At 72.7% G+C, this 20,271-nt stretch carries 14 protein-coding genes and 1 pseudogene; 9 read left to right on the forward strand and 6 right to left on the reverse strand.

Going from position 1 to position 20,271, the window contains the following annotated elements:
- The first annotated feature begins 7 nt into the window (after window positions 1-7).
- The gene (locus AB0N90_RS36560; protein WP_365203672.1) at window positions 8-1,129 is read left to right on the forward strand and encodes a helix-turn-helix domain-containing protein; all 1,122 of its coding nucleotides are present in this window, start codon (window positions 8-10) and stop codon (window positions 1,127-1,129) included.
- A gap of 725 nt (window positions 1,130-1,854) precedes the next feature.
- On the opposite strand, the gene AB0N90_RS36565 is transcribed toward AB0N90_RS36560, so the two are convergent.
- The 3 genes and pseudogenes from AB0N90_RS36565 to AB0N90_RS36575 all read right to left on the reverse strand — a co-directional run bounded on the left by AB0N90_RS36565 (window position 1,855) and on the right by AB0N90_RS36575 (window position 3,836).
- Window positions 1,855-2,964, reverse strand: coding sequence for a hypothetical protein (locus tag AB0N90_RS36565; RefSeq protein ID WP_365203674.1), 1,110 nt, complete (start codon window positions 2,962-2,964; stop codon window positions 1,855-1,857).
- A 298-nt stretch (window positions 2,965-3,262) separates the two neighbouring features.
- Complete coding sequence (locus AB0N90_RS36570; RefSeq protein ID WP_365203676.1) at window positions 3,263-3,484, reverse strand: helix-turn-helix transcriptional regulator; 222 nt, start codon at window positions 3,482-3,484, stop codon at window positions 3,263-3,265.
- Window positions 3,484-3,836 (reverse strand): annotated as a pseudogene (locus tag AB0N90_RS36575) (DUF2975 domain-containing protein). The gene AB0N90_RS36570 and the pseudogene AB0N90_RS36575 overlap by 1 nt, the downstream one beginning before the upstream one ends.
- A gap of 381 nt (window positions 3,837-4,217) precedes the next feature.
- Here AB0N90_RS36575 and AB0N90_RS36580 point away from each other — a divergent pair.
- The 7 genes from AB0N90_RS36580 (at window position 4,218) to AB0N90_RS36610 (ending at window position 16,063) form a co-directional block, all read left to right on the forward strand.
- A complete protein-coding gene (locus AB0N90_RS36580; protein WP_365203678.1) occupies window positions 4,218-10,589 on the forward strand; it encodes a type I polyketide synthase in 6,372 nt (2,123 codons plus the stop codon).
- A 17-nt stretch (window positions 10,590-10,606) separates the two neighbouring features.
- A complete protein-coding gene (locus AB0N90_RS36585; protein WP_365203680.1) occupies window positions 10,607-12,070 on the forward strand; it encodes an FAD-dependent monooxygenase in 1,464 nt (487 codons plus the stop codon).
- Between the two features lie 32 nt (window positions 12,071-12,102).
- Window positions 12,103-12,525 (forward strand): hypothetical protein, encoded by a 423-nt coding sequence (locus tag AB0N90_RS36590; RefSeq protein WP_086811258.1) that lies wholly within the window; start codon window positions 12,103-12,105, stop codon window positions 12,523-12,525.
- A 91-nt stretch (window positions 12,526-12,616) separates the two neighbouring features.
- Window positions 12,617-13,531 carry an NAD(P)-dependent oxidoreductase gene (locus AB0N90_RS36595; protein WP_365203682.1) on the forward strand — a complete coding sequence of 305 codons (915 nt, stop codon included), beginning with the start codon at window positions 12,617-12,619 and terminating at the stop codon, window positions 13,529-13,531.
- Window positions 13,528-14,499, forward strand: coding sequence for a spirocyclase AveC family protein (locus AB0N90_RS36600; RefSeq protein WP_365203684.1), 972 nt, complete (start codon window positions 13,528-13,530; stop codon window positions 14,497-14,499). Before AB0N90_RS36595 ends, AB0N90_RS36600 begins: the two co-directional genes overlap by 4 nt.
- Complete coding sequence (locus AB0N90_RS36605) at window positions 14,496-15,773, forward strand: cytochrome P450 (RefSeq protein ID WP_365203686.1); 1,278 nt, start codon at window positions 14,496-14,498, stop codon at window positions 15,771-15,773. The genes AB0N90_RS36600 and AB0N90_RS36605 overlap by 4 nt, the downstream gene beginning before the upstream one ends.
- 122 nt (window positions 15,774-15,895) lie before the next feature.
- On the forward strand, window positions 15,896-16,063 hold the full coding sequence (locus AB0N90_RS36610) for a hypothetical protein (protein WP_365203688.1): 168 nt from the start codon (window positions 15,896-15,898) through the stop codon (window positions 16,061-16,063).
- A gap of 5 nt (window positions 16,064-16,068) precedes the next feature.
- Here AB0N90_RS36610 and AB0N90_RS36615 read toward each other — a convergent pair whose 3' ends face one another.
- From AB0N90_RS36615 to AB0N90_RS36625, 3 genes are all read right to left on the reverse strand, one after another.
- Complete coding sequence (locus AB0N90_RS36615; RefSeq protein ID WP_365203690.1) at window positions 16,069-17,445, reverse strand: hypothetical protein; 1,377 nt, start codon at window positions 17,443-17,445, stop codon at window positions 16,069-16,071.
- Window positions 17,446-17,460: 15 nt separating this feature from the next.
- Window positions 17,461-17,718 (reverse strand): DUF5988 family protein, encoded by a 258-nt coding sequence (locus AB0N90_RS36620; protein WP_358671953.1) that lies wholly within the window; start codon window positions 17,716-17,718, stop codon window positions 17,461-17,463.
- A gap of 518 nt (window positions 17,719-18,236) precedes the next feature.
- On the reverse strand, window positions 18,237-19,700 hold the full coding sequence (locus AB0N90_RS36625) for an NAD(P)/FAD-dependent oxidoreductase (protein WP_365203692.1): 1,464 nt from the start codon (window positions 19,698-19,700) through the stop codon (window positions 18,237-18,239).
- A 347-nt stretch (window positions 19,701-20,047) separates the two neighbouring features.
- Between AB0N90_RS36625 and AB0N90_RS36630 the strand changes: the two genes are divergently transcribed.
- Window positions 20,048-20,260: a hypothetical protein gene (locus AB0N90_RS36630; RefSeq protein ID WP_365203694.1), complete on the forward strand. Its 213-nt coding sequence runs from the start codon at window positions 20,048-20,050 to the stop codon at window positions 20,258-20,260.
- The last annotated feature ends 11 nt before the right edge of the window (window positions 20,261-20,271 follow it).

Here is a 20,271-nt window from a genome sequence, read left to right on the forward strand (position 1 = left end):
TCTGGCCATGGACGGCACACGGACGGCGACGGAGAACGAGACCGGCCGCGCGGACGGCACCCCGCGACGGCACCGGATCGCCGTGCTGGCGCTGCCGGGGGTACCGCCGTTCGAGCTCGGCATCCCCTCCCGGGTCTTCGGCAGCGCGCAGGACGCCGGGGGCCGCCCGCTGTACGACGTCACCGTCTGCACCGCCGACGGCGCCCCCGTGCCCAGCGACGCGGGCTTCACCGTCCAGCCCGCGGCCGGCCCCGAGGCCCTGGCCGCGGCGGACACCGTGATCTTCCCGCCCACGCACGCCATGCCCGAACTGGGCCGCGGCGGACCCCTGCCCGACGGGATCGCCGCGGCCGTCGCCGGCATCCGGCCCGGTACCCGGCTGGTGTCCATCTGCACCGGCTCCTACGTCCTCGCCGCGGCCGGACTGCTCGACGGCCGTCCGGCCACCACCCACTGGAACCTCGCCCCGGAGTTCCGCCGGGCCTACCCCAGGGTCAAGCTCGACGAGGACGTCCTCTTCGTCGACGACGGCGACATGCTGACCTCCGCGGGCGTGGCCGCCGGCGTCGACCTGTGCCTGCACATGATCCGCCGCGACCACGGGGCCGCCGCCGCGAACCGGGCCGCCCGCATGTGTGTCGTACCGCCCTGGCGGGACGGCGGGCAGGCCCAGTACATCGACCGTCCGGTCCCCGAACCCACCGTCACCGGCACCACCGCGACCCGCGCCTGGGCCCTGGAACACCTCGGCGAGCCGCTCACCCTCGCCCGGCTCGCCGAGCACGCCCGGATGAGCCTGCGTTCCTTCACCCGCAGGTTCCGCGACGAGGTCGGCATGACCCCGGTGCAGTGGCTCACCGCACAACGCCTGGAACTCGCCAAGCAGTTGCTGGAGACGACCGACCTGCCGATCGACCTGGTCGCCCACCGGGCCGGCTTCGGCACGGCGAACTCGCTGCGCGCGCACATGAGAACGGCCTTCGGGGTGTCGCCCGCCTCCTACCGCCGTACCTTCGGCGCGAGCGAGCCCCAGTCGGCCGGCCGGCGCCGCACCGATGTGCGCACCGGGTTCAGGGCGTCCGCCGGACAGAGCGCCCGGTCCGCCGCGCGGAGCTCACTCGGCGCCTGAGGGCATCGGCGGCCGGCGGCACAGCCTCGGAAGCGGCCCGGGGTGCGCTGTGTGCCTGATCGAGGTCGGGCGCCGTCCGCGCAGATTGAGCCCCCGAGGAAAGAGAGCGTGCGATGGGGCAGCGGGCGGCGACACGGCTCCGCCCCCCTTGTTGACAACGCTCGTGGTCAACACCCCTGGGCGTCCCCGGTGGTGACACCGGCCGCCGTACAGCGGGAGACTTCTCGCCCGGCCCCGCACCGAAGGAGAGGCCCGTGGCGAAAGCACGGTTACGCACCGCACGCGATTACGCGCTCGTCGTCGGCGTGTTGATCGGCCTCCTGTGCATCGTCTGGGGAGGAGTCGCGGCCGCCACATGGGCGCTCAGCGAGATGACCGGCTGCGGCCACCACTGTGCCGCCCGCACCCCCGACACGGGCGGAGGCGGAGGTGGAGGCGGGGGGTAGCCGGCAGCTGCCGAGCCGCACCGCCCCACAACCGTCCGCCGGTCACCCGGCCTGTCCGCTCCGGCCTGCGTGCAAGTGGCCGTCACCGCCGGGTGGTTCACCGCGCCCTGACCATCACCCGTGCCCTGGTGGAAACCGGAACCCGCCCGGGCCTCGGCCGGGAGCCGGTCCCACAGGGCCTTTCCCGTGCCCGCGTCGGACCCCTCCGGTGCCACCGGCCGGGTCCGCTGTTCGGTCGGGGTGTCAACACCGTTGTGTTCAACGGGGGTTGGGTCCCGCTCAACTCGTGCTCGAACAGGTCGAGATCGTCGGTGGTGGCGGGGCGCGGCGTGAGCCGTGGGTGGCCTCGGTGATCCGGGTGGCGCCGTGGGCGGTGCCGATCTTCGCGGGGCCGCCCTCAGGCGGTGGAGGCCGCAGCCGCGCCCCCGGGGGCCCGGGGAGAGATGCGGGGCCGCCGCAGGTGCGTGGAGGGCGGCGAAGGCCGTGCACGTCAGGGGGAGGGTCGTGGCCGCGGTGGCCAGGATGCCGACGATGACGGGGGCGAGGATGCCGGCGTAGTACGCGGCGAAGAAGTTGCCCGTGGCCTGTTCGAGGAGGGATCTCACCAAAGGGCGCAGCGGCAGGGCGAGTTGGGTGGCCAGCCGGGTCACCGCGGCGCAGGGCGAGGGCGAGGACGCGGGGGGCTCCGGCGCGGGTCCGGGTCAGGGACCAGGAACGGCGCAGGGCGGCGCGGGGGCCGAGGCCGGTGACCGCGGCGGCCGGGGCGAGGGCGAACACGAGGCGCAGCAGTACGGCGACGAACAGGGCTGCAGCGGGAGAGGCCGCGACGAGGTGGCAGGGCAGCGATCCGCGTTCCAGGGGCTCGGGGGTGTCGAGCTGGTCGCCGGTGAGGCTGGTCGCCAGGTATGCGGCGAGCAGTGGGAGGGGCCATACGATCAGGCCGCGCAGCGTGTACACGGCGAGCACCGGTCGCAGCCGCGAGAGGGCCGCGGGAGGTGGCCGGTCCTCTCGCAGGGGCTGCGTCTTCGCTGCGACTGCCCGGGAGCACGCGGTCTGCAGGGCCGCGCTGCCGATGCCGAGGAGGAGCAGGTAGAGCGGGAGGGTGCCGAGGGCGACCCGGGCCAGGGCGGTGTGGTCGTGCAGGTAGGGGTCTTCCAGGTGGTGGTACCAGGCGCGGCGGTTCCGCATCCGGGTGAACAGGGGCCAGGAGAGCGCGAATATCAGGGCTGTCATCAGCAGCCCGGCCAGTGCGGACAGGCCGACGACGCGTGCCGTCGCGGCCGCCAGAGTGCCCCGGTCGTGCCGCAGGACGGCGGACACGGTGGCGGTGACGCCGCGGTGGGGGCGCTCGGTGGCCGGGGGCGGCGGGCGGTCGTGCTGCGGGGGCATGGGGCGGGCCTTCTGTGCGAGGTTCCGGGGCGGTTCCGTGTTCCGGGTCGGTTCCGTTTCCGGCGGGGACGCGGGGCGGAGCGGGCGCGGTTCTCCCGACCCCGGCGCGGTTCCCCCGACCCCGGCGCGGTTCCCCGGGGCCGGCGCGGTTCCCCGGGGCCGTTGCGGCTCTTGGCGGTACCGGACGGAAGGGGAGGCTCGGTCGCGGTCCGGCGCGCCGGCCGTCCGGGGAGAGGGGAGCATGCCGTACGCCGTGCGGATCACGGTGGCGGGAACTCCGTGCCGCGGGACGGGCGCGTCATACGTCCGCGGCCTCCTCGGCTTCCCGGCGGAGGAGGTCGCCCGGCCGGCAGTCGAGTACCTCGCAGAGTGCGGCGAGGGTCGCGAAGCGGACCGCTTTGGCGCGGCCGTTCTTGAGTACCGCCAGGTTGGCGGGGGTGATCCCCACGCGGTCCGCGAGTTCGCCCACGGACATCTTCCGCCGGGCCGGCATCACGTCGATGTCGACGGCGATCGGCATCAGATCACCTCGTCCAGCTCGGCCTGCAGCTGAGCCGCCTCGATGTCGCGTGCGACGGCCCGGGCGAGCAGCATCCGCAGGACGAGGACGAGGAGCGCGACCCCCAGGACGGCCACGCCGATCCCGCCCATGATGAGGGTGACGCCGGGGTCGTCACGCCGGCCGGGCGCGTTGACGGCCGTGACCGCGAACCAGGCGTCACCATGCCCAGGACCGTGATCAGGCGCAGGACCGTGATCAGGCGCAGCGCGGTCAGCGGGAGTGTTCCGTCCTCCGGGTCCCTCCCGCCTGCCAGGGGCCACACCATCGATGCCTGTACGAGAAGGGTGCCGGCGAACACCACGATGAGCATCGAACAACGATGGGAATCTATCGAGATTCGATAGGTGAGGCAAGGTGGTGGCGTCCGGGCGGTCTTTCATCGCGTTCACGCATTACGTGGCGCCCGGGACTTTACGGGCAGGTGTGCCCCCGCTTTGATGGGGGCTGAGGCGAACCCCCCACAGGCTGCCCCGGCTCGCACGAGACGCCCCCGCCGCCTGGTGAACGGTCCGGGCGGAGCAGCGCACTCCTGCCGGCAGGCCTCTCCCCCCTTTTTTTCTGTTCCTGTCCGCCGTCCCTCCATGTCCCCGTACCGGTAGAGGAGTTCCCGTCATTCCGCGCCCCCCAGGGGGTGGAGGCGGGCCGGACGCTGTCGCCGGACGACGCGGCTCGTGTGCAAAGGAGTACCGGGGTGAAACAACGACCCAGTGAAGAGCGTGTGGCGGTGATCGGCGCCGGCTGCCGGCTGCCGGGGGGTGCCGACTCCCCCGCGTCGTTCTGGAAGCTGCTGACCGGCGGGCGGGACGTCGTCCGCGAGGTTCCCGAGGAGCGGTGGAGCCAGGAGGAGGTCTTCGGTCTGCCCGCCGATGTCGCCGCCCGCCTGAAATGGGGGGCCTTCCTCGACGAGGACGTGTACGCCTACGATCCCGCGTTCTTCGGCATCAACGCTCATGAGGCAGCCTGGGTCGATCCCCATCACCGGCTGCTGTGCGAGACGTTCTGGGAGGCGGCCGAGCATGCCGGAGTGCCGCCGAGGTCCCTGTCCGGCAAGCCGGTCGGCACCTACTTCGGTGTCTACAACAAGGAGTATCTCCTGCGCGCCCAGCGGCCGTTGGAGGAGATCGACGCCTATGCGATGAACGCCAGCATCCATTCGATGGCCGCCGGCCGCATCGCCTACCTCCTCGATCTGCGGGGCCCGCAGATGACGCTGGAGGCAGGGTGCTCCTCCGGGCTCGTCGCCCTGCACGCCGCGTGCCAGGGGCTGCGGGACAAGGAGAGCGACCTGGCGTTCGCCGGGGCGTGCGTCCTCATCCTGGGGCCCGAGGAGTCCGTGCCGCCGGCGCGCTGGTCGTTCTTCTCGCCCACCGGCCGGTGCCGGGCCTTCGACGCCGGCGCCGACGGTTATGTGCGCGGAGAGGGCTGCGTGGTCCTCGCGCTCAAGCGCCTTCACGACGCCCTGCGCGACGGCGACCGGATCCTCGGCGTGATCCGGGGCAGCGCCCTGAACCAGAACGGGGGCCGCTCCACCCGGCTGACCGCGCCCTCCACCGACGCGCAGATCGAGGTCTGCCGCCGGGCCCTGGCCGCCGCGGGCGTCGATCCGGGGGACGTCGGCCTGGTGGAGGCCCACGGCACCGGGACCGAGGTCGGCGATCCCCTGGAGTTCCGCGCGCTCGCCGAGGTCTACGGCAGCGGGCCCGGCGTCTGCGCGCTCGGCTCGGTGAAGACGAACATCGGGCACACCGAACCGGTGGCGGGCCTGGCCGGAGTCCTCAAGGCCCTCCTGTCGGTACAGCGCGGTGAGATCCCGCCGAACCTGCACTTCCGGCACTGGAATCCCGAGATCGACGCCGGAGCGACCCGCTTCCGGGTGCCCACCAGGACCGTCGCCTGGCCCGCACGCGAGGGGCGGCGGCTGGCCGTCGTGTCCTCCCTCAGCGTCACGGGCGCCAACGTGCACGTGGTCCTCGAACAGCCCCCCGACGGGGGCGGACGCGGCCGGCGCCGTACGGCATCCCCCGGTGCGGGCGGCAAGCGGCAGGCCGACGGTGAGCCGCTGGCGTTCCCGCTCTCGGCGACGAGCCGTCCGGCGCTCGCCACCGCGGCGAGGCGTCTGGCCCACTGGCTGGAGGGGGAAGGCAGCGGCGCCGCGTTACCGGACGTCGCCCACACCCTGGCGGTGCGCCGCTCCCCGCTGCGGGAGCGGCTGGCGGTCGTCGCCGCCACCCGCGCCGAACTGATCGGCCGGCTCACCGAGGCCGCCGACGGGACGGCCACCACCGGCGTGGCGCGGGGCACGGCCAGGCCCGGGGCCGACACCGTGTTCCTGTTCTCCGGCCACGGCTCGCAGTGGGCGGGCATGTGCCGGGGCCTGCTGGACCGTGATGCCGGCTTCACCCGCGTCATCGACCGGCTCGAACCGCTGGTCGCCGAGGAGTCCGGGTTCTCCCTGCGCCAGACCCTGGCCGGTGCCCGTCTCGTGGAGGGCATGGACCGTATCCAGCCGACCGTGTTCGCCATCCAGCTGGGCCTGTGCGCCATGTGGGCCGGCTACGGGGTGCGGCCCGCCGCGGTGATCGGGCACTCCATGGGCGAGGCCGCGGCCGCCGTCGCCTCCGGCGCCCTCACCCTGGAGGAGGGGGCCCGTGTCATCTGCCGCCGCTCCCGGCTGAACGTGCGCCGGGCGGGGGCCGGCCGGATGGCCTCGATCGCGCTGCCCCGCGCCGACGTCGAGGCGAGGATCGCCGCGAGCGGGGTGCGGGGGGTGAGCGTGGCCGTGGTCACCTCACCGGAGGCGACCGTGATCGGCGGCGACAAGGACGCCGTCGACCAGCTGGTGCGCGCCTGGCAGAAGGAGGACATCGCGGCCACGTTCGTCAACGTCGACATCGCCGCGCACACCGCGCACATGGATCCCGTCCTGGACGAACTGCGCACCGCCCTCGCCGGTCTGGACCCGCGCACCCCGGACGTCCGCTTCTACAGCACCGTCCTCGACGACGCCCGCCGCGGCGTACGGCTGGACGCGGACTACTGGGCCGCCAACCAGCGGCAGCCGGTCCTGCTGGCCTCCGCCGTCCGGGCCGCCGTCGAGGACGGTTTTTGCCGGTTCGTGGAGATCAGCCCGCACCCGGTCCTCGCGCACGCGGTACATGCCACGGCCGCCGCCCTCGGGCCCGATCCCGTCGACGTCCTGGGCTCCCTGCACCGCGAGAGCGAGGAACGCACCGCGTTCCTCACCCAGGTGGCCGCCCTGCACTGCACCGGACACCCGGTCACCTGGCCCGCCACCCCCTACCGGGACGCCGCGCTCGCCGATGTGCCCACCATGAGCTGGGAACGCACCCGGCACAGCATCGCCCCCTCACCGCTGCGCACCGCCCCGCCCACCGCCGGCCGCGCCGGCCAGGGTGTCCTGACGGGCATCCATCTGGCCGACCCGGCCAGTGCCCGGCGCCACCTGTGGCAGCAGACCCTCACCCGCACCACCCTGCCCTGGCTGGACGAGCACCGGGTCAACGACGTGCCCGTCCTCCCCGGTGCCGCGATGGCGGAGATGGCCATCGCCTGCGCCACGGACGTGTTCTGCGCGCCCCCGGGCGAGGTGGAGGTCCGCGACCTCGACCTGCACCGCATACTCGCCCTCGGCGAGAGCAGGGAGGTCACGGCGGTCGCCACCACGCTCACGCCCGCCCTCGCCGACTGGACCCTGCACGCGGCCGGGCCCGACGGCGGCTTCGCCGCCCACGCGGGTGCCCGGCTCCACCACGCCCCGCAGCAGCACCCGCCCGCGCCGGTGGACATCGCCGCCCTGCTGTCGGCGCCGTGCGAGGACGTCGATGCGGCCGAGCTGTACCGGCGGCTGCGCCAGGAGCGGGGCATCACCCACGGCCCGGCGTTCCAGGGCATCACCCGCCTGCGCCTGATCCGCGGGCACGGCGACGGCGTACGGCAGCCCCCAGGCGCTGACGGGGAAGTGGGGGACGACGAGCCGTGCGCGCTGGCCGACATCGTGCTGCCCTCGGCCGGGCGCGCGGGAAGCCGGAACCTGCGGCTGCACCCCGTCCTGCTCGACATCTGCCTGCAGGCGGTGGGCAGTACCTGGCTGGCCTGCCACCCCGTGCCGCCCGGCGGGATGCTGCCGCGCCGGCTCGGCCGGGTCAGGGTCCTGGGCGACACCACCACGGCGGCGTATGCCCATGTGCGGCTCACCGACGTGGGCGACCGCTCCTGCACCGCCCGCTGCCTGCTGACCGACGCCGCCGGGACCGTCCTCGCCGAGGCGGACGCGATCGACTGCGTGAACGTTCCTTCCCAGGACGGCGAGGATCTCTTCGACCGGCGCACCCTCGACGTCACCTGGCTCGAAGCCCCCGGGACCCGGGAGATCACCGAGGCGGGCCACTGGGAGCTGTACTACGAGAGGGACCGCGGCGGCGAGGCGGCGGACCTCAGGGCGGCCCTCGAGGAACACGGCGCCACCGCCGCCCTCCGCCCCGTCACCGACCTCAGCGGCCCGCCCCGCGACGCGACGCGGGCCGTGGTCTACCTGCCCGCCCTGGACGACGCGTCCGCTCCGGCGGTCTGTGCCCGGAGCAACCTCGAGCATCTGATCCGTCTCGCCCAGTCGTTGGCCACCGACGGCCGGGGCGGGCCCCGGCTGTGGGTGCTCACCCGCGACGCGGCGCACGTCACCCCCCGGGACACGCCCGGCCTCGCCGGATCAGGACTGCGCGGCGCCCTGCGTGTCCTCGCCCTGGAGCAGGCCGCCCTGCGCCCCGCCCACCTGGACACCGACCGGCACACCACACCGGAGCGACTCGCCCGCGAGCTGCTGACCTGCCCCGACACCGAAGACGACATCGCCTACCGGGAACAGGCCCGCTATCTCGCCCGCCTCACCCACCATCCCCTGGGCCCCAAAGACCGCGTCCGCGCGAGCGTGAACTGGCGCACGCAGGGCGCCAAACTGCTCCGCGGCCCGGGCCGGACCCTCGACGATCTCCACCTGAGCGCACTGGTGCCCCAGCCGCCCGCTTCCGGGCAGATCCAGGTCCAACTGCACTCCACCAGCCTGAACTTCATCAACGTCCTCAAGGCAGTCGGCACCTACGACCAGCTGCTGTCCGGGACCGACATCGTCCCGCAGGCCGTGTTCGACGGAGCGGGTACGGTCACCGCCGTCGGCGAGGGCGTGCGCTGCGCGTCCGTCGGCGACCTCGTCGCGGTGCCGGTGTGCTGGGCCGGCGACCGCGAGACGCTGATGGCCTCCCGCGTCACCGTGCGCGCCGACTGGGCCGTCCCCCTCACCTCCCCCGAGGAACTCGACCACGCGGCCGGGCTGCCCATCGCCCACCTCACCTCCTGGTACGGGCTGTGCCGCCTGGCGCGTCTGGCAGCGGGGGAACGGGTGCTCATCCACTCCGCCTCCGGCGGTGTGGGGCTGGCCGCCGTCAACATCGCCCGGATGAAAGGGGCCGAGGTCCTGGCCACCGCCGGGACGCAGGAGAAGCGGGACTACCTGCGCTCCCTGGGCGTCCGGCACGTGATGGACTCCCGCAGCCTCACCTTCGCCCGGCAGGTGCGCGAGATCACCCGGGGCCGGGGGGTGGACGTCGTCCTCAACTCGCTGACCGGCCCGGCGCAGAGCGCCGGTCTGGATCTCCTCGCCCGCAAGGGCCGGTTCATCGAGATCGGCAAACGCGACATCTACGAGGACACCCACCTCGGGCTCCTGCCGTTCCGCCGCAACATCAGTTTCAGCAGCGTCGACATCGCCCTGCTCCTGCACGAGGAACCCGCCCTGATCGCCTCCCTCGTACAGGAGATCGGCCAGGCCTACGCGGCGGGCCTGCTGCCGCCGCTGCCGATGGTCTCCTCCCCCGTCTCCGAGGCGCCCGAGGTGTTCCGCACCATGGCGGGTGCCCGGCACACCGGCAACCTCGCGCTCGTCTGGCCGGCCGAAGGGAAGGCCACGCTGCCGGTCGCCCCTCAGGACGTACGGCCGGCCGAACCGCACGCGTCCTACCTGATCACCGGGGGGCTGGGCGGCCTCGGCCTGGACGTGGCGCAGTGGCTCGCCGCTCGCGGGGCCCGCGCCCTCGTCCTCGGCGCCCGGTCCGAACCGGGCGAGCGGGCCCGCCGTGTCATCGAGGAGCTCACCACGCGCGGCGTCGAGGTCACCGTCGCGCTCGGCGACATGGCCGACCCGGCGACGGCCCACCGTCTGGTCTCCGCGGCCGAGGCCACCGGCCGCCCTTTGCGCGGCGTCCTGCACGCCGCCGCCGTGGTCGAGGACGGCGTCCTCGAGAACGTCAACGCCGCCCAGCTGCAACGGGTGTGGGACGCCAAGGCGCTGGGCGCGTGGAACCTGCACGAGGCGACGAGGACCTGCGCCCTGGACTGGTGGATCAACTTCACCTCCGTGGCCGCCGTCATCGGCCAGCCCGGGCAGACCTGTTACGCCGCCGCGAACTCCTGGCTGGACGAGTTCACCCGCTGGCGGCGCGCCCAGCGGCTGCCCGCCACCAGCATCGTGTGGGGGCCCTGGTCCGGGCACGGCAGGGGAACGGGCATCGAAGCCCTCGGCTACGCCATGATCTCCCCCGAGGAGGGCATGGCCGCGCTGGAGAAGATCGTCACCCGCTCCGGGCGGCCCCTGACCGTCTACTCACCGCACGACCTGGACCTGCGGCTCTCCCTGCACCCCGACGCGGCCCGCCTGGCCTACTACGCGGCGATCGACCGCACCGGCGGCCCCGCCGACGACGACACCAGCACCTTCCTGGCCGACTGGAACGCCGCGGGCGACCCCGAGCGGCGCACCCGGTTCCTGCACGAGAAGATCAAGCAGCACACGGCCGCCGTACTGCGCTGCCCCCTCGACAGCGTCGAGGACCGCACGGCGTTCGCCGCGCTCGGCCTGGACTCCCTGCTCGCGATCCAGCTGCGCAACCGCATCGCCCACGAGGCCGGCGTCGAACTGCCCACCACCGCCCTGTGGACCCACCCCACCCCGGCGGACCTCGCCAAACTCCTCACCGACCGGCTCCCGAAGTGACCAAGGAGGGACCTCTGGTGGACCCTGCTTCCGTCCTCGTCGTCGGCGCGGGCCCGTGCGGGCTCACCGCCGCGTGCGAACTGACCCGCCACGGCGCCACCGTCCGCGTCATCGACGCAGGCCCGCAGGCCGCGACCGGCACCAGGTCCATCCTGCTGTGGCCGCCGCAGCTCGCCGTCCTTTCCGACTACGGTCTCCTCGACGAAGCGCTCCAACTGGGCAGACGGCCCGAAGCCTTCACCTACAGCACCGGCACCCGGCGCCTGGCCCGCTTCCGGTTCACCCCCAACACCGCCCCGCTGGTCCTGCCCCAGCACCACACCGACCGGCTGCTGGAGAAAGCCCTCACCGCGATGGGGGTCACCGTCGAACGCGGACGGCGGGCCACCGGCCTCACCCAGACACCGGGCGAGGTGCGCGTCGAGACCACCGACGGCAGCGGCCGCACCAGTACCCTCACCGCGGCATGGCTCATCGGCGCGGACGGCGCCCACTCCACCGTCCGCACCGCGCTGGGCACACCGTCCACCCGGACAAAAGCCCTGTCCCGGTTCCTGCTCGCCGAAGGCGCCCTCACCCCCGCGCCCCCCGTCACCGACATCGAGTACACCCTCACCGCGCACGGCGCACTCCTCATCGCGCCCCTCCCCCACGGCCCCTACCGGGTCGCCGGCAACGTGAGCGAGGGAGTCCGGCCCGGCGTCGAGGAGGTCCGGGCCCTCCTGCGCCGCGGCCGGCGCACCCTGGACATCGGCGACCTGACGCTTGTGACCGAGTTCGTCTCGCAGGAGTCACTCGTCCACGAGATGCGTACCGGCCGTGTGTTCCTGCTGGGCGACGCCGCCCACACGCACCACCCGGTCGGGGGGCAGGGCGCGAACCTCGGTATGCAGGACGCCCGCAACCTCGCCTGGAAACTCGCCGGCGTCATGGACCGGCGCCTGTGCGGCGCCGTTCTCGACACCTACAGCGCCGAGCGGCGGGCCGCCGCCCGGCAGGTGCTGCGGATGACCGGGCTGGTGGCCCGTATCGCCCTGGCAGGGCCGCCGGCCAGCAGTGTCCGCGATCTCGTGCTGAGGGCGGCCGCCGCCGTCCCCGCCGTCCAGAGCTGGTACACAGCGAGGCTCGCCGGGCTCAAGACCTCCTACCCCCACACCCCGCTGGGCGCGCCCGCCCCCGACCGGCCCCGGCGCATCGGACGCCTCTCGGACGCCGCGGCGGTCGGGCTGCCCTGCCCCGACTGGGCGCGGGCAGAGCAACCCACCACCGTCTACCGGCTGGTCACGCGGGGCTCAGAGCGCACGGTGCTGCGGGAGCGGGCCGCCGAACTCGTGCGCGGCCGCCCCCTCGTCACCCACCAGCACATCGACGGCCCAAGGGAGCAGTGTCTGCTCGTGCGGCCCGACGGCTACACCGCGTGCGCGGCGGACACCGCGCAACTGGACGACGTACGGCGCCTGCTGGACCGCGTGTCCGCCTGAACGTTCTCACCGAACCGGAACACGGAGGAGCAGTGAACATCTCACCCGAACACGACAAAGTTTTCCGCACCTGGGCGAACTCCCTGTGCACCAACGACCTCGAAGCCTATCTGTCGTGCTTCGCCGACGAACTGCGCCTGGAGGACATCGCGTTGGACAGCGTCGTCCAGGACAAGGCCAAGCTCCGCAAGGACGTGGCGACCTGGTTCGACGCCTTCCACGACGAACAGCTCACCCTCGACGGCTATCTCACCGGCCCGGACGGTGAGATCGGCACCAAGTGGACCCTGTCGGCCACCGTCGTCGGGCACTTCCCGCGGGTGACCGAGAACGCCGTGATGGGCCGCCGCTTCACCAAGCACGGGCTGAGCGTGTTCACCTTCTCGCCCGAGGGACGGTTCCGCACCGAGGTCTCCTACTGGAACCTCACCACCATCACCCGGCAGATCACCTGACCCGCCCCGTGTCCGGGTACGGCCGCCGCACCACCTGCCTCCACCCCCTTTTTTCGGCGGCCGTTCCCGGCCACGCGACCGAGGAACAGCCATGGCCCTCACCGTCGGATTCATCGGGCTGGGCGTGATGGGCTCCCCCATCGCGCACCGGATCCTCACCTCAGGTTTCCCGCTCACCGTCTGGAACCGCACCGCGGACAAGACCGAGCCCCTGCGCCAGGCCGGCGCGGTCGTCGCCGCCTGCCCCGCCGACCTCGCCCGCACCTGCGACGTCATCGCCCTGTGCGTCACCGACCAGGAGGCCGTCACCGGCATCGCGCTGGGAGCGGACGGCCTGCACACGGCTCCCGGCCGCGGGCAGCTCGTCATCGACCACTCCAGCATCCCCGCCGGTACGACCCGTACGGTGGCCGGACGGCTGCGCGCCGCCAACGGGATCTCCTGGCTCGACGCGCCCGTCTCCGGCGGTACCCCCGCGGCCGAAGGCGGGACCCTCACCGTCATGGCCGGCGGCAGCCAATCCGACTTCGACCGTGTCCACGGGCTCATGGCCGCCTACGCCCGGCAGATCACCCTCATGGGCCCCCTCGGCGCGGGACAGGCCACCAAACTGTGCAACCAGGTCATCGTCGCGGCGAACGTGTGGGGGGTGGCCGAAGCGGCCACCCTGGCCGAGGCCGCCGGCGTCCCGCCCGAGCGGCTGCTGGGGGGACTGGCCGGGGGGTTCGCCGACACCCCTCTTCTGCGCCACTTCCTGCCCCACATGCTCGACCCGCACGACGAAACCCTCGGCACCCTCACCGACCTCGTCAAAGACCTCGACACCGCACTGGCGACCGCCCGCACCACCGGCACCCCGCTCCCTTTGACCGCGCACCTGGCCGAACTCCTGCGCATCGCCAACCGGTGGACCCGGCCACGTGTCTCGGGCAGCTTCATCGGCCTCCTGCACGGCCCCGGGCACACAGACACACAAAACGAAGACACACGGGACGATCCGTCATGACCAGCACACTCGGCACGGCCACCGCCACTCCCACCCGCCGCCTCGTCCACGCCCCCGCCTTCTGGTGGGCCCTCACCGGCATCGTGTTCACCCTGGCCGGGGCAGCGGTCCTGATCCCCTGGGCGGCCCACGGGGTGCGCTCCCCGCACTACGGCGGCGACAGCATCTCGCCCGCACGCACCGCCGCCGTCGTCACCGTGCAGATCCTCCTCGTCCTCACCCTGATCGCCTGCGCCGTGCACCTGACCCGCACCAGCCTGCGCCGCGGACAGGTCACCCTCGACGCCGGCATCGCCGCCGGTTTCCTCATCTCCTCCTGGCAGAGCCCCCTGCTCGACTACCGCGACATCACCGTCGTGGTGAACCAGCATGTGGCGCACGTCAACTCGTGGGGCCCGTACATTCCCGGCTGGAACCCGCCCCATCCAAAGCTCCAGATCGAGGCGCCCATCGCCGTCACCGGCGTCGGGTTCGGCCTGCTCATCCTGTGGGTGTGGGCCCAGGCGCTGGCGGGCCGCAAAACAGCCGACCGGTTCCCCCGCTGGGGACCGCTGCGGCTGTGGACGGCCATCGTCGCCGCGGGCATCGTCACCGACGCCCTGATCGAAGCTGCCCTGCTCAACACCGGCATCTACTCCTACGCCCACGCCTGGAAGCCGGTCACCCTCTTCGCCGGGCACTGGTACAACATCCCCCTGTCCGCCGCGTTCACCGCGACGCTCTTCACCACCCCCTTCGTCGTCATGCGGCACCTGGAACAGACCCGCGGCGCCGTCCCGTGGATCTACCGGGGCGCCGAACTCGCCTCCACCGCCCAAAGACAGAACATCATCCGGCTCCTCGCCGGCATCGGGGCCGGGAACACCGCCACCTTCGTCTACCTGGTGCTGTGCGTCCTGTGGGGTCTGGCCGGCGGCCCCATGCCCGCCGACACCCCCTCCTACCTGTGGCCCATGAACGCGAGGTGACCCCGTTGGACACCAACCGCAACGGCAACCGCGACGGCACCGGCATCGCCGACAACCCGCTCCGTCCGGAGTTCTGGAAGAAGCCTGCCGGGGAGATCGACGCGTTCTTCGCGCGGCTGCGCGCCGAGAGGGAGCCCGTCTTCTTCCCCTACCGGCTGGCCCACCCCAACTCCGGGTCCGGCTCCGGGTTCTACGGCTTCTACGCCCTGACCCGGCACGCGCAGATCACCGAGGTCTCCCGCCGCCCCGACCTGTTCGCCTCGGCGCCGTCGAGCAGCACCCTCGAAGACCGCTCGCCCGCCTTCGGGAACAGTGCCGAAGGCTCCCTGCTGCACATGGACGCCCCCCGGCACACCGTCATGCGGCGCGTGGTGGCCCGGGCGTTCAACCCCAGCGGCCTGCGCCGCCACGACGGCATGATCGCCGCGGCGGCCCGGCGGGTCGTCGACGAGCTGCTGGAGAAGACCCCGTGCGACTTCGTCACCGAGGCCGCCGTCCAGCTGCCGCTGCGCGCCATCTGCGCCATCGTCGGTGTCCCCGCCTCGGCCTACGAGGACGTGGTGCGAGCGACCGACACGATCACCGGGATCGCGGACACCACCGACCGCGCCGGCCTGGATACGGTGGCCGAAGCGGTCACCTACTTCAGCACCCTCATGGGCGACCTCGCCCGTCTGCGCCGCGAGTGCCCCGCCGACGACGTGACGACCACCCTCGTCCGGGCCACCGTGGACGGCCGGCCCCTCACCGACGCCGAACTCGGCGCGTTCCTGCGCATCCTGCTGGTCGGCGGCAACGACACCACCCGCAGCACCCTGGCCCACATGCTGCACCTGCTGACCGACAACCCCGGCCAGAAGCAGCTGCTCCTGGCCGACCTGCCGGGACGTATGCCCGGCGCCGTCGAGGAGACCCTGCGCCATGCCACCCCGGGCACCTGGATGCGCCGCAACGTCACCCGCGACACCGTCGTGGACGGCCACCCCCTGCGCGCCGGGGACCGGATCATCCTCTACTACAACTCCGCCAACCGGGACGAGGACGTCTTCGACCGCCCCCACGCCTTCGACATCGGCCGCAGCCCCAATCCGCACCTCAGCTTCGGCGGCCCCAGCCCGCACCACTGCCTCGGCGCCCACCTCGCCCGCCGCGAGAGCGGCCTGTTCTACCGGGAACTGCTCACCCGGGCACCCGGCATCCACGCAACCGCGCCGCCCGCCCACACCTACTCCGGCCTCATCCACGGCATCAGCCGCCTGCCCTGCGCCCGCTGAAAGAGACCCCTCTGCCCGTCCGTGTGCCTCTCGGCCCACGCGAGTTCGAACGGGTGAACCACGCGCATATGCCCCTGTCCTCCGCGTCCCGGCATGCCGGGCCGCCTGTATACCTCGGAGCCATGGACGACCCGCAGATGTACCGACTGGCCGCGCTCCCGCCCCTCGAAGAGGCCGCGGAGGCGGAGCTGCCCGACGCGGCCGCCCAGGGCGGCGCCGCGGCCGGCTGCCGCCGCACACCGCCGTACGCCCCGCAGGACGCGGGCCCGCCGCCGCGTCCGCAGGGCTGAGCAGCTCACAGCAGGGGCCGGTTCTCCGTGCCGTGGGCGCGGGCCCGCTCCAGGACCGCCGCCGCCGCGGGGGTGCGCCGGTGCGGGGTGAGGCGCCCGCACAGGTGGGACAGCGCCTGGTGGGCCCGGGCCGAGTCCAGCGGGGCGATCTCGTCGAGGAACCGGTGCCCGTGGACGCAGGCCTCGTCGAGACGGCCGACGCCGAGCAGGGCGTCGGCCATCAGCGCGTGGGTGAGCGCGATGGAGCGTCTTTCACCGGGTGCGCGGTGGGCGAACGAGTGGGTGAGATGGGCGATGGCCCGCTCGTGCTCGCGCAGTTGGAGGAGCACCAGGGCCTGCTGGTATTCGAGTCCGGCCCGCGGATAGGAGGCGAACGGCCGCGGCCGGGTGCCGGACGCGTCGCCGTGCCGCTCGTGGAGCTGTGCGGCGGCATCGAGGTCGGCCAGCGCGTGGCGGCCGTCCTGGCGCAGAGCGTGGGTGTGGGCCCGCTGGGCCAGCAGGTAGGACCGGGTGCCGGGGTCGGCGAGGTCCTCGGCGGCGGCCAGCGCGTGTTCGGCGTGGGTGTGGGCTATCGCGGTGTGGCCCAGGCGGGCCGCCTGGCAGCTCATGGCCCGTAAGGTGACGGCGTACTGGACGCGGTCCCCGCCGGCCGAGGCCAGGGCCAGCGCGGTACGGAAGTACCGCTGGGCGAGTCCGCTGTGCCCGGTGTCGTCGCTCTTGAGGGCGAGCAGATGGGTCAGCTGGGCGGTGCGGGTGAGCCACACCGGTTCCAGGGGGGTGCCGAGTGTGTGCCGGCTCTGGCTGCTGATGTCGTCGGCGAGGTACTGCGCGAGGGCGCTGCGGGCGTGTCTGCCGCCGAACAGGCCGGTGCTGCGGGCGGCGACGAGGATCACGCAGTCGAGCATGGCCAGGTCGGCTTCGGCGGCCGGCGGCCGGGACGCGGGGCCGTCCGGGGCGGGGGCGGGGGGCGGTACGGGCGGCGGGGGCGGGGGCGGGGCGACGCGGAACGTCGCCGAGGTGAGCGCCGCCCGTTGGACGGGATCGCAGTCCTGGCGGCACAGGGCGATCAGCGCGCTCAGGGGACTGTGCCCGGGATCGGTGCCGGGCAGCGGATCGCGCTCGTACGCCTGGGGGAAGAAGCCGGTGTCCTCGGTGATGACGAGCCGTCCGGTGCGCTGGGTGAGGGCCGCCGCGACCAGGTCGGGCACCGGCGGTCTGGGTCTGGTGCCGGAGAGCCAGTGGGCGACGGAGGTGCGGTCGTAGCGCAGCGGGAGTCCTTCCGCCGACCCGAGGGTGTTGACCGCGTGGGCGAGTTCCCCGTTGGTCCAGCCGGCTTCCCGCAGCAGGGCGGCCAGCCGGTCGTTGGCGTGACGGTGTGCCATTCCTTGCCTCGGCTGCTATTCCGCGATGGCGGTGCTGTAGGTCCAGCGGTACAGCGGTACCTCGAGGCCGGACACGGTGCGGGTCTCCTGGGTGCGGGTGAAGTGCTGGTGGCGGCCGTAGAAGGCGACGGTCACCCGGTCGGACAGGGCGGTGGTGCCGCGGGTGAGCCGCATGAGTCCTGCGGGACCGCGGCCGGCGCCTTCGAGGAGGACGAGCTGCTGCCGGGCGTGGGCGAAGGCGATGTCCTCGGCCGGTTCGGCAAAGACGGTCATGGCGGTGTTCCTTGTCGGTGCGTGAGCAGCGGCGGCCGGTCGGCAGGCGGTGCGGCGCTGCCGGTCGCGGCCGGCAGCGCCGGCCCGGGCTGTCGCGGGTGTCGGGGTGGCGAGATGCGTTGCATGTCTGCCGGTCACATGCGGGGTCGGCCGGGGAATCGGCCGAGTTGCCGCCCAAGGCAGCCGTTGACGGGGTGCGTGGCGGTAGTGCCGGTGCTGGTCTTGGGGTGGCCGCGGGCCGCCGGGGTTCTGCCCGCAGGTGCCCGCGGGTTCTCGGGGGAAGAGCGGGTGGCCGGCCCCGGACGCGCGGGCGCGGGGTGACGGGTCCGTGCCGGGGCCAAGGCGGTGCGGATTGCTCCGGCGCGGGCGCCGGGCAGGTGTGGCGCGGCGGTCTGCTCCCCTTGTGTTGATGGGGGATGCGGGTCCGGTGGCGTTTGCGAGCTCATGAACGGCTCCTGTGCGGAACCGGCGTGCGGCGGGTGGACCGGTGCCGATGGGGACGGGGGTTCGCGGGTGGCTCAGTTCTCGGGTACGAGGTCCGGTAGGCGGGGCCGGCGCAGTCGGCGGCGGTAGGCGCGGGCGTTCCACGGCCAGACGACCGGGGTGCCGTCCGGGCCGAGGTAGTAGCTGTGGCAGCCGCTCGCCCATACGGTGCGGGGCAGCGCCGACCGGGTGTGCCGGAGGAAGGTGTCGGTCGCGTCCTCGGTCGGTTCCAGGAAGTCCGCCTGTCCGCGGTGCAGGGCGCGCAGGCACTCAGCGATGTACTTCGCCTGGATTTCGGCTGCCGCGATCGAGGACTGGTTGCCGGACGGGCTGTAAGGGCCTTGCATCATGAAGAAGTTGGGAAATGAGGGGACCATGACCGAAAGGTAGGATCGCGGCCCGGGCTTCCAGCGGTCGGCCAGTGAGATGCCTTGTCGGCCGCGGACGGTGATGGGATGCAGATAGGCCTGGGCGTCGAACCCCGTGGCCAGGACGAGGACGTCGGCGGGGTGTACGGTCCCGTTCTCGGCCTCTATCTCCTGTCTTCCCGCCGCTGCCGCCGGAGAGTCCACCAGGGTGACGTCATGCCGGGCGAGGGTGCGGTAGAAGTCGGTGCCCAGGAGTCCTCTCCTGCACAGGGGCTGGTAGTCCGGGGTGAGCTTTTGCCGGAGACCGGCGTCGTGGACGGCCGCGCGCAGGTGCCACCGGCATGCCCGGGACAGCAGTTCCCGGGTGATGCCCGGGTGAACGGTGCCTTCCAGCAAGGTCTCCCACAGCACGCGGTTGGCGTTGTAGTGCAGTTCTCGAAGGCCCGGAATCGTCCGGTACAGCAGGCGTCCCAGGCGGGAGTAGCCGATGGAGCGGAACGGGAGTATCCAGGACGGCGTGCTCTGGAACACCACGAGGGATCGCGCCACCGGTGCCAGGGCCGTCACGATCTGGATGGCGCTCGCTCCGGTTCCCACCACGGCCAACCGCTTGTCCTGGAGGGGTACTTGGTGGTTCCAGCGGGAGGTGTGGAAGACCGGTCCCTCGAACGCGTCGAGCGCCTTGATGTCCGGCATCCGCGGCACGCGCAGAAATCCTGTGGCCGCGACGACCGCGTCGAACCGTTCCGGGGGGCATCCGCGTACTTCTACGATCCATTGCCGTGCGGGCTCGTCCCATGTGAGTGTCTCCACTTCACGGCCGAAACGAATGTCGTTGTCCACACCGAGTTGCCGGACGACCTTTTCGATGTAGGTGAGGATCTCGCTTCCCGACGCGAGGCTCCTGGTCCAGTCGTGGGCCGGGCCGAAGGAGAAGCTGTAGTAGCGGGAAGGTAAGTCGCACGCCACGCCCGGGTACGTGTTGTCCCGCCAAGTTCCTCCTACGCGTTCCGCTTTCTCGAACGCCACGCAGGTCACTCCTGGAACCGTTCGGAGATGGTGGACCGCGCAGATCCCTGAAACGCCCGCTCCTATGACGGCAACACGAATTGAACGACCCACGGCAGCCACCGAGCTTCGTGAAGAGGGATACGGGAAGTGGATACCGCCGAGTCTGGGGCAGGGGTGGTGGGTCCGTCGACGGGTGGAGACCTGTAAATCCGTGAATCAGTTGAAACTTGCAGGCTTCTCATGATGTGTCTCGCCGCACGCGACGTGTCCGTTCACAGCCTTCGAGGGCGCCGGGCTTCGGCGGCGCGGGGCGCGGTCGGCGCCCGGGCAGCGGTTCACACGACGGCGCTCCGGGCCGCGGGGGCAGAGGAGTTGGCAGGTCGGACGCGGCCTGGAACAGTTGGCCGCCGGGGGCGGATGCGTCACCGTCATCAGGCGCGTGGGGGGATGTCCTGGCACGCGGGCGCATGACCGCGTTGACACGGGACACGCGTTTCTCGCACACCTATCAGACCGAATATCTGGTTTGCGATGATTTGATTCGTCAGGTCTATAAAGCCCGTGTTCTCCGAAGCGGCATCCAGGCCGTGGCGGTCGTCGTCGGCTCCGCGGGCATCCCGGTCGCGGTCTTCCGCCAGAAGCACTGTTCGCGTCCGCCGGATTTCAACAAGTTCACTTGATCAGTGGTTTC

Origin of the sequence: Streptomyces sp. NPDC093018 (assembly GCF_040684035.1) — a bacterium.
GTDB classification, from domain to species: domain Bacteria; phylum Actinomycetota; class Actinomycetes; order Streptomycetales; family Streptomycetaceae; genus Streptomyces; species Streptomyces murinus.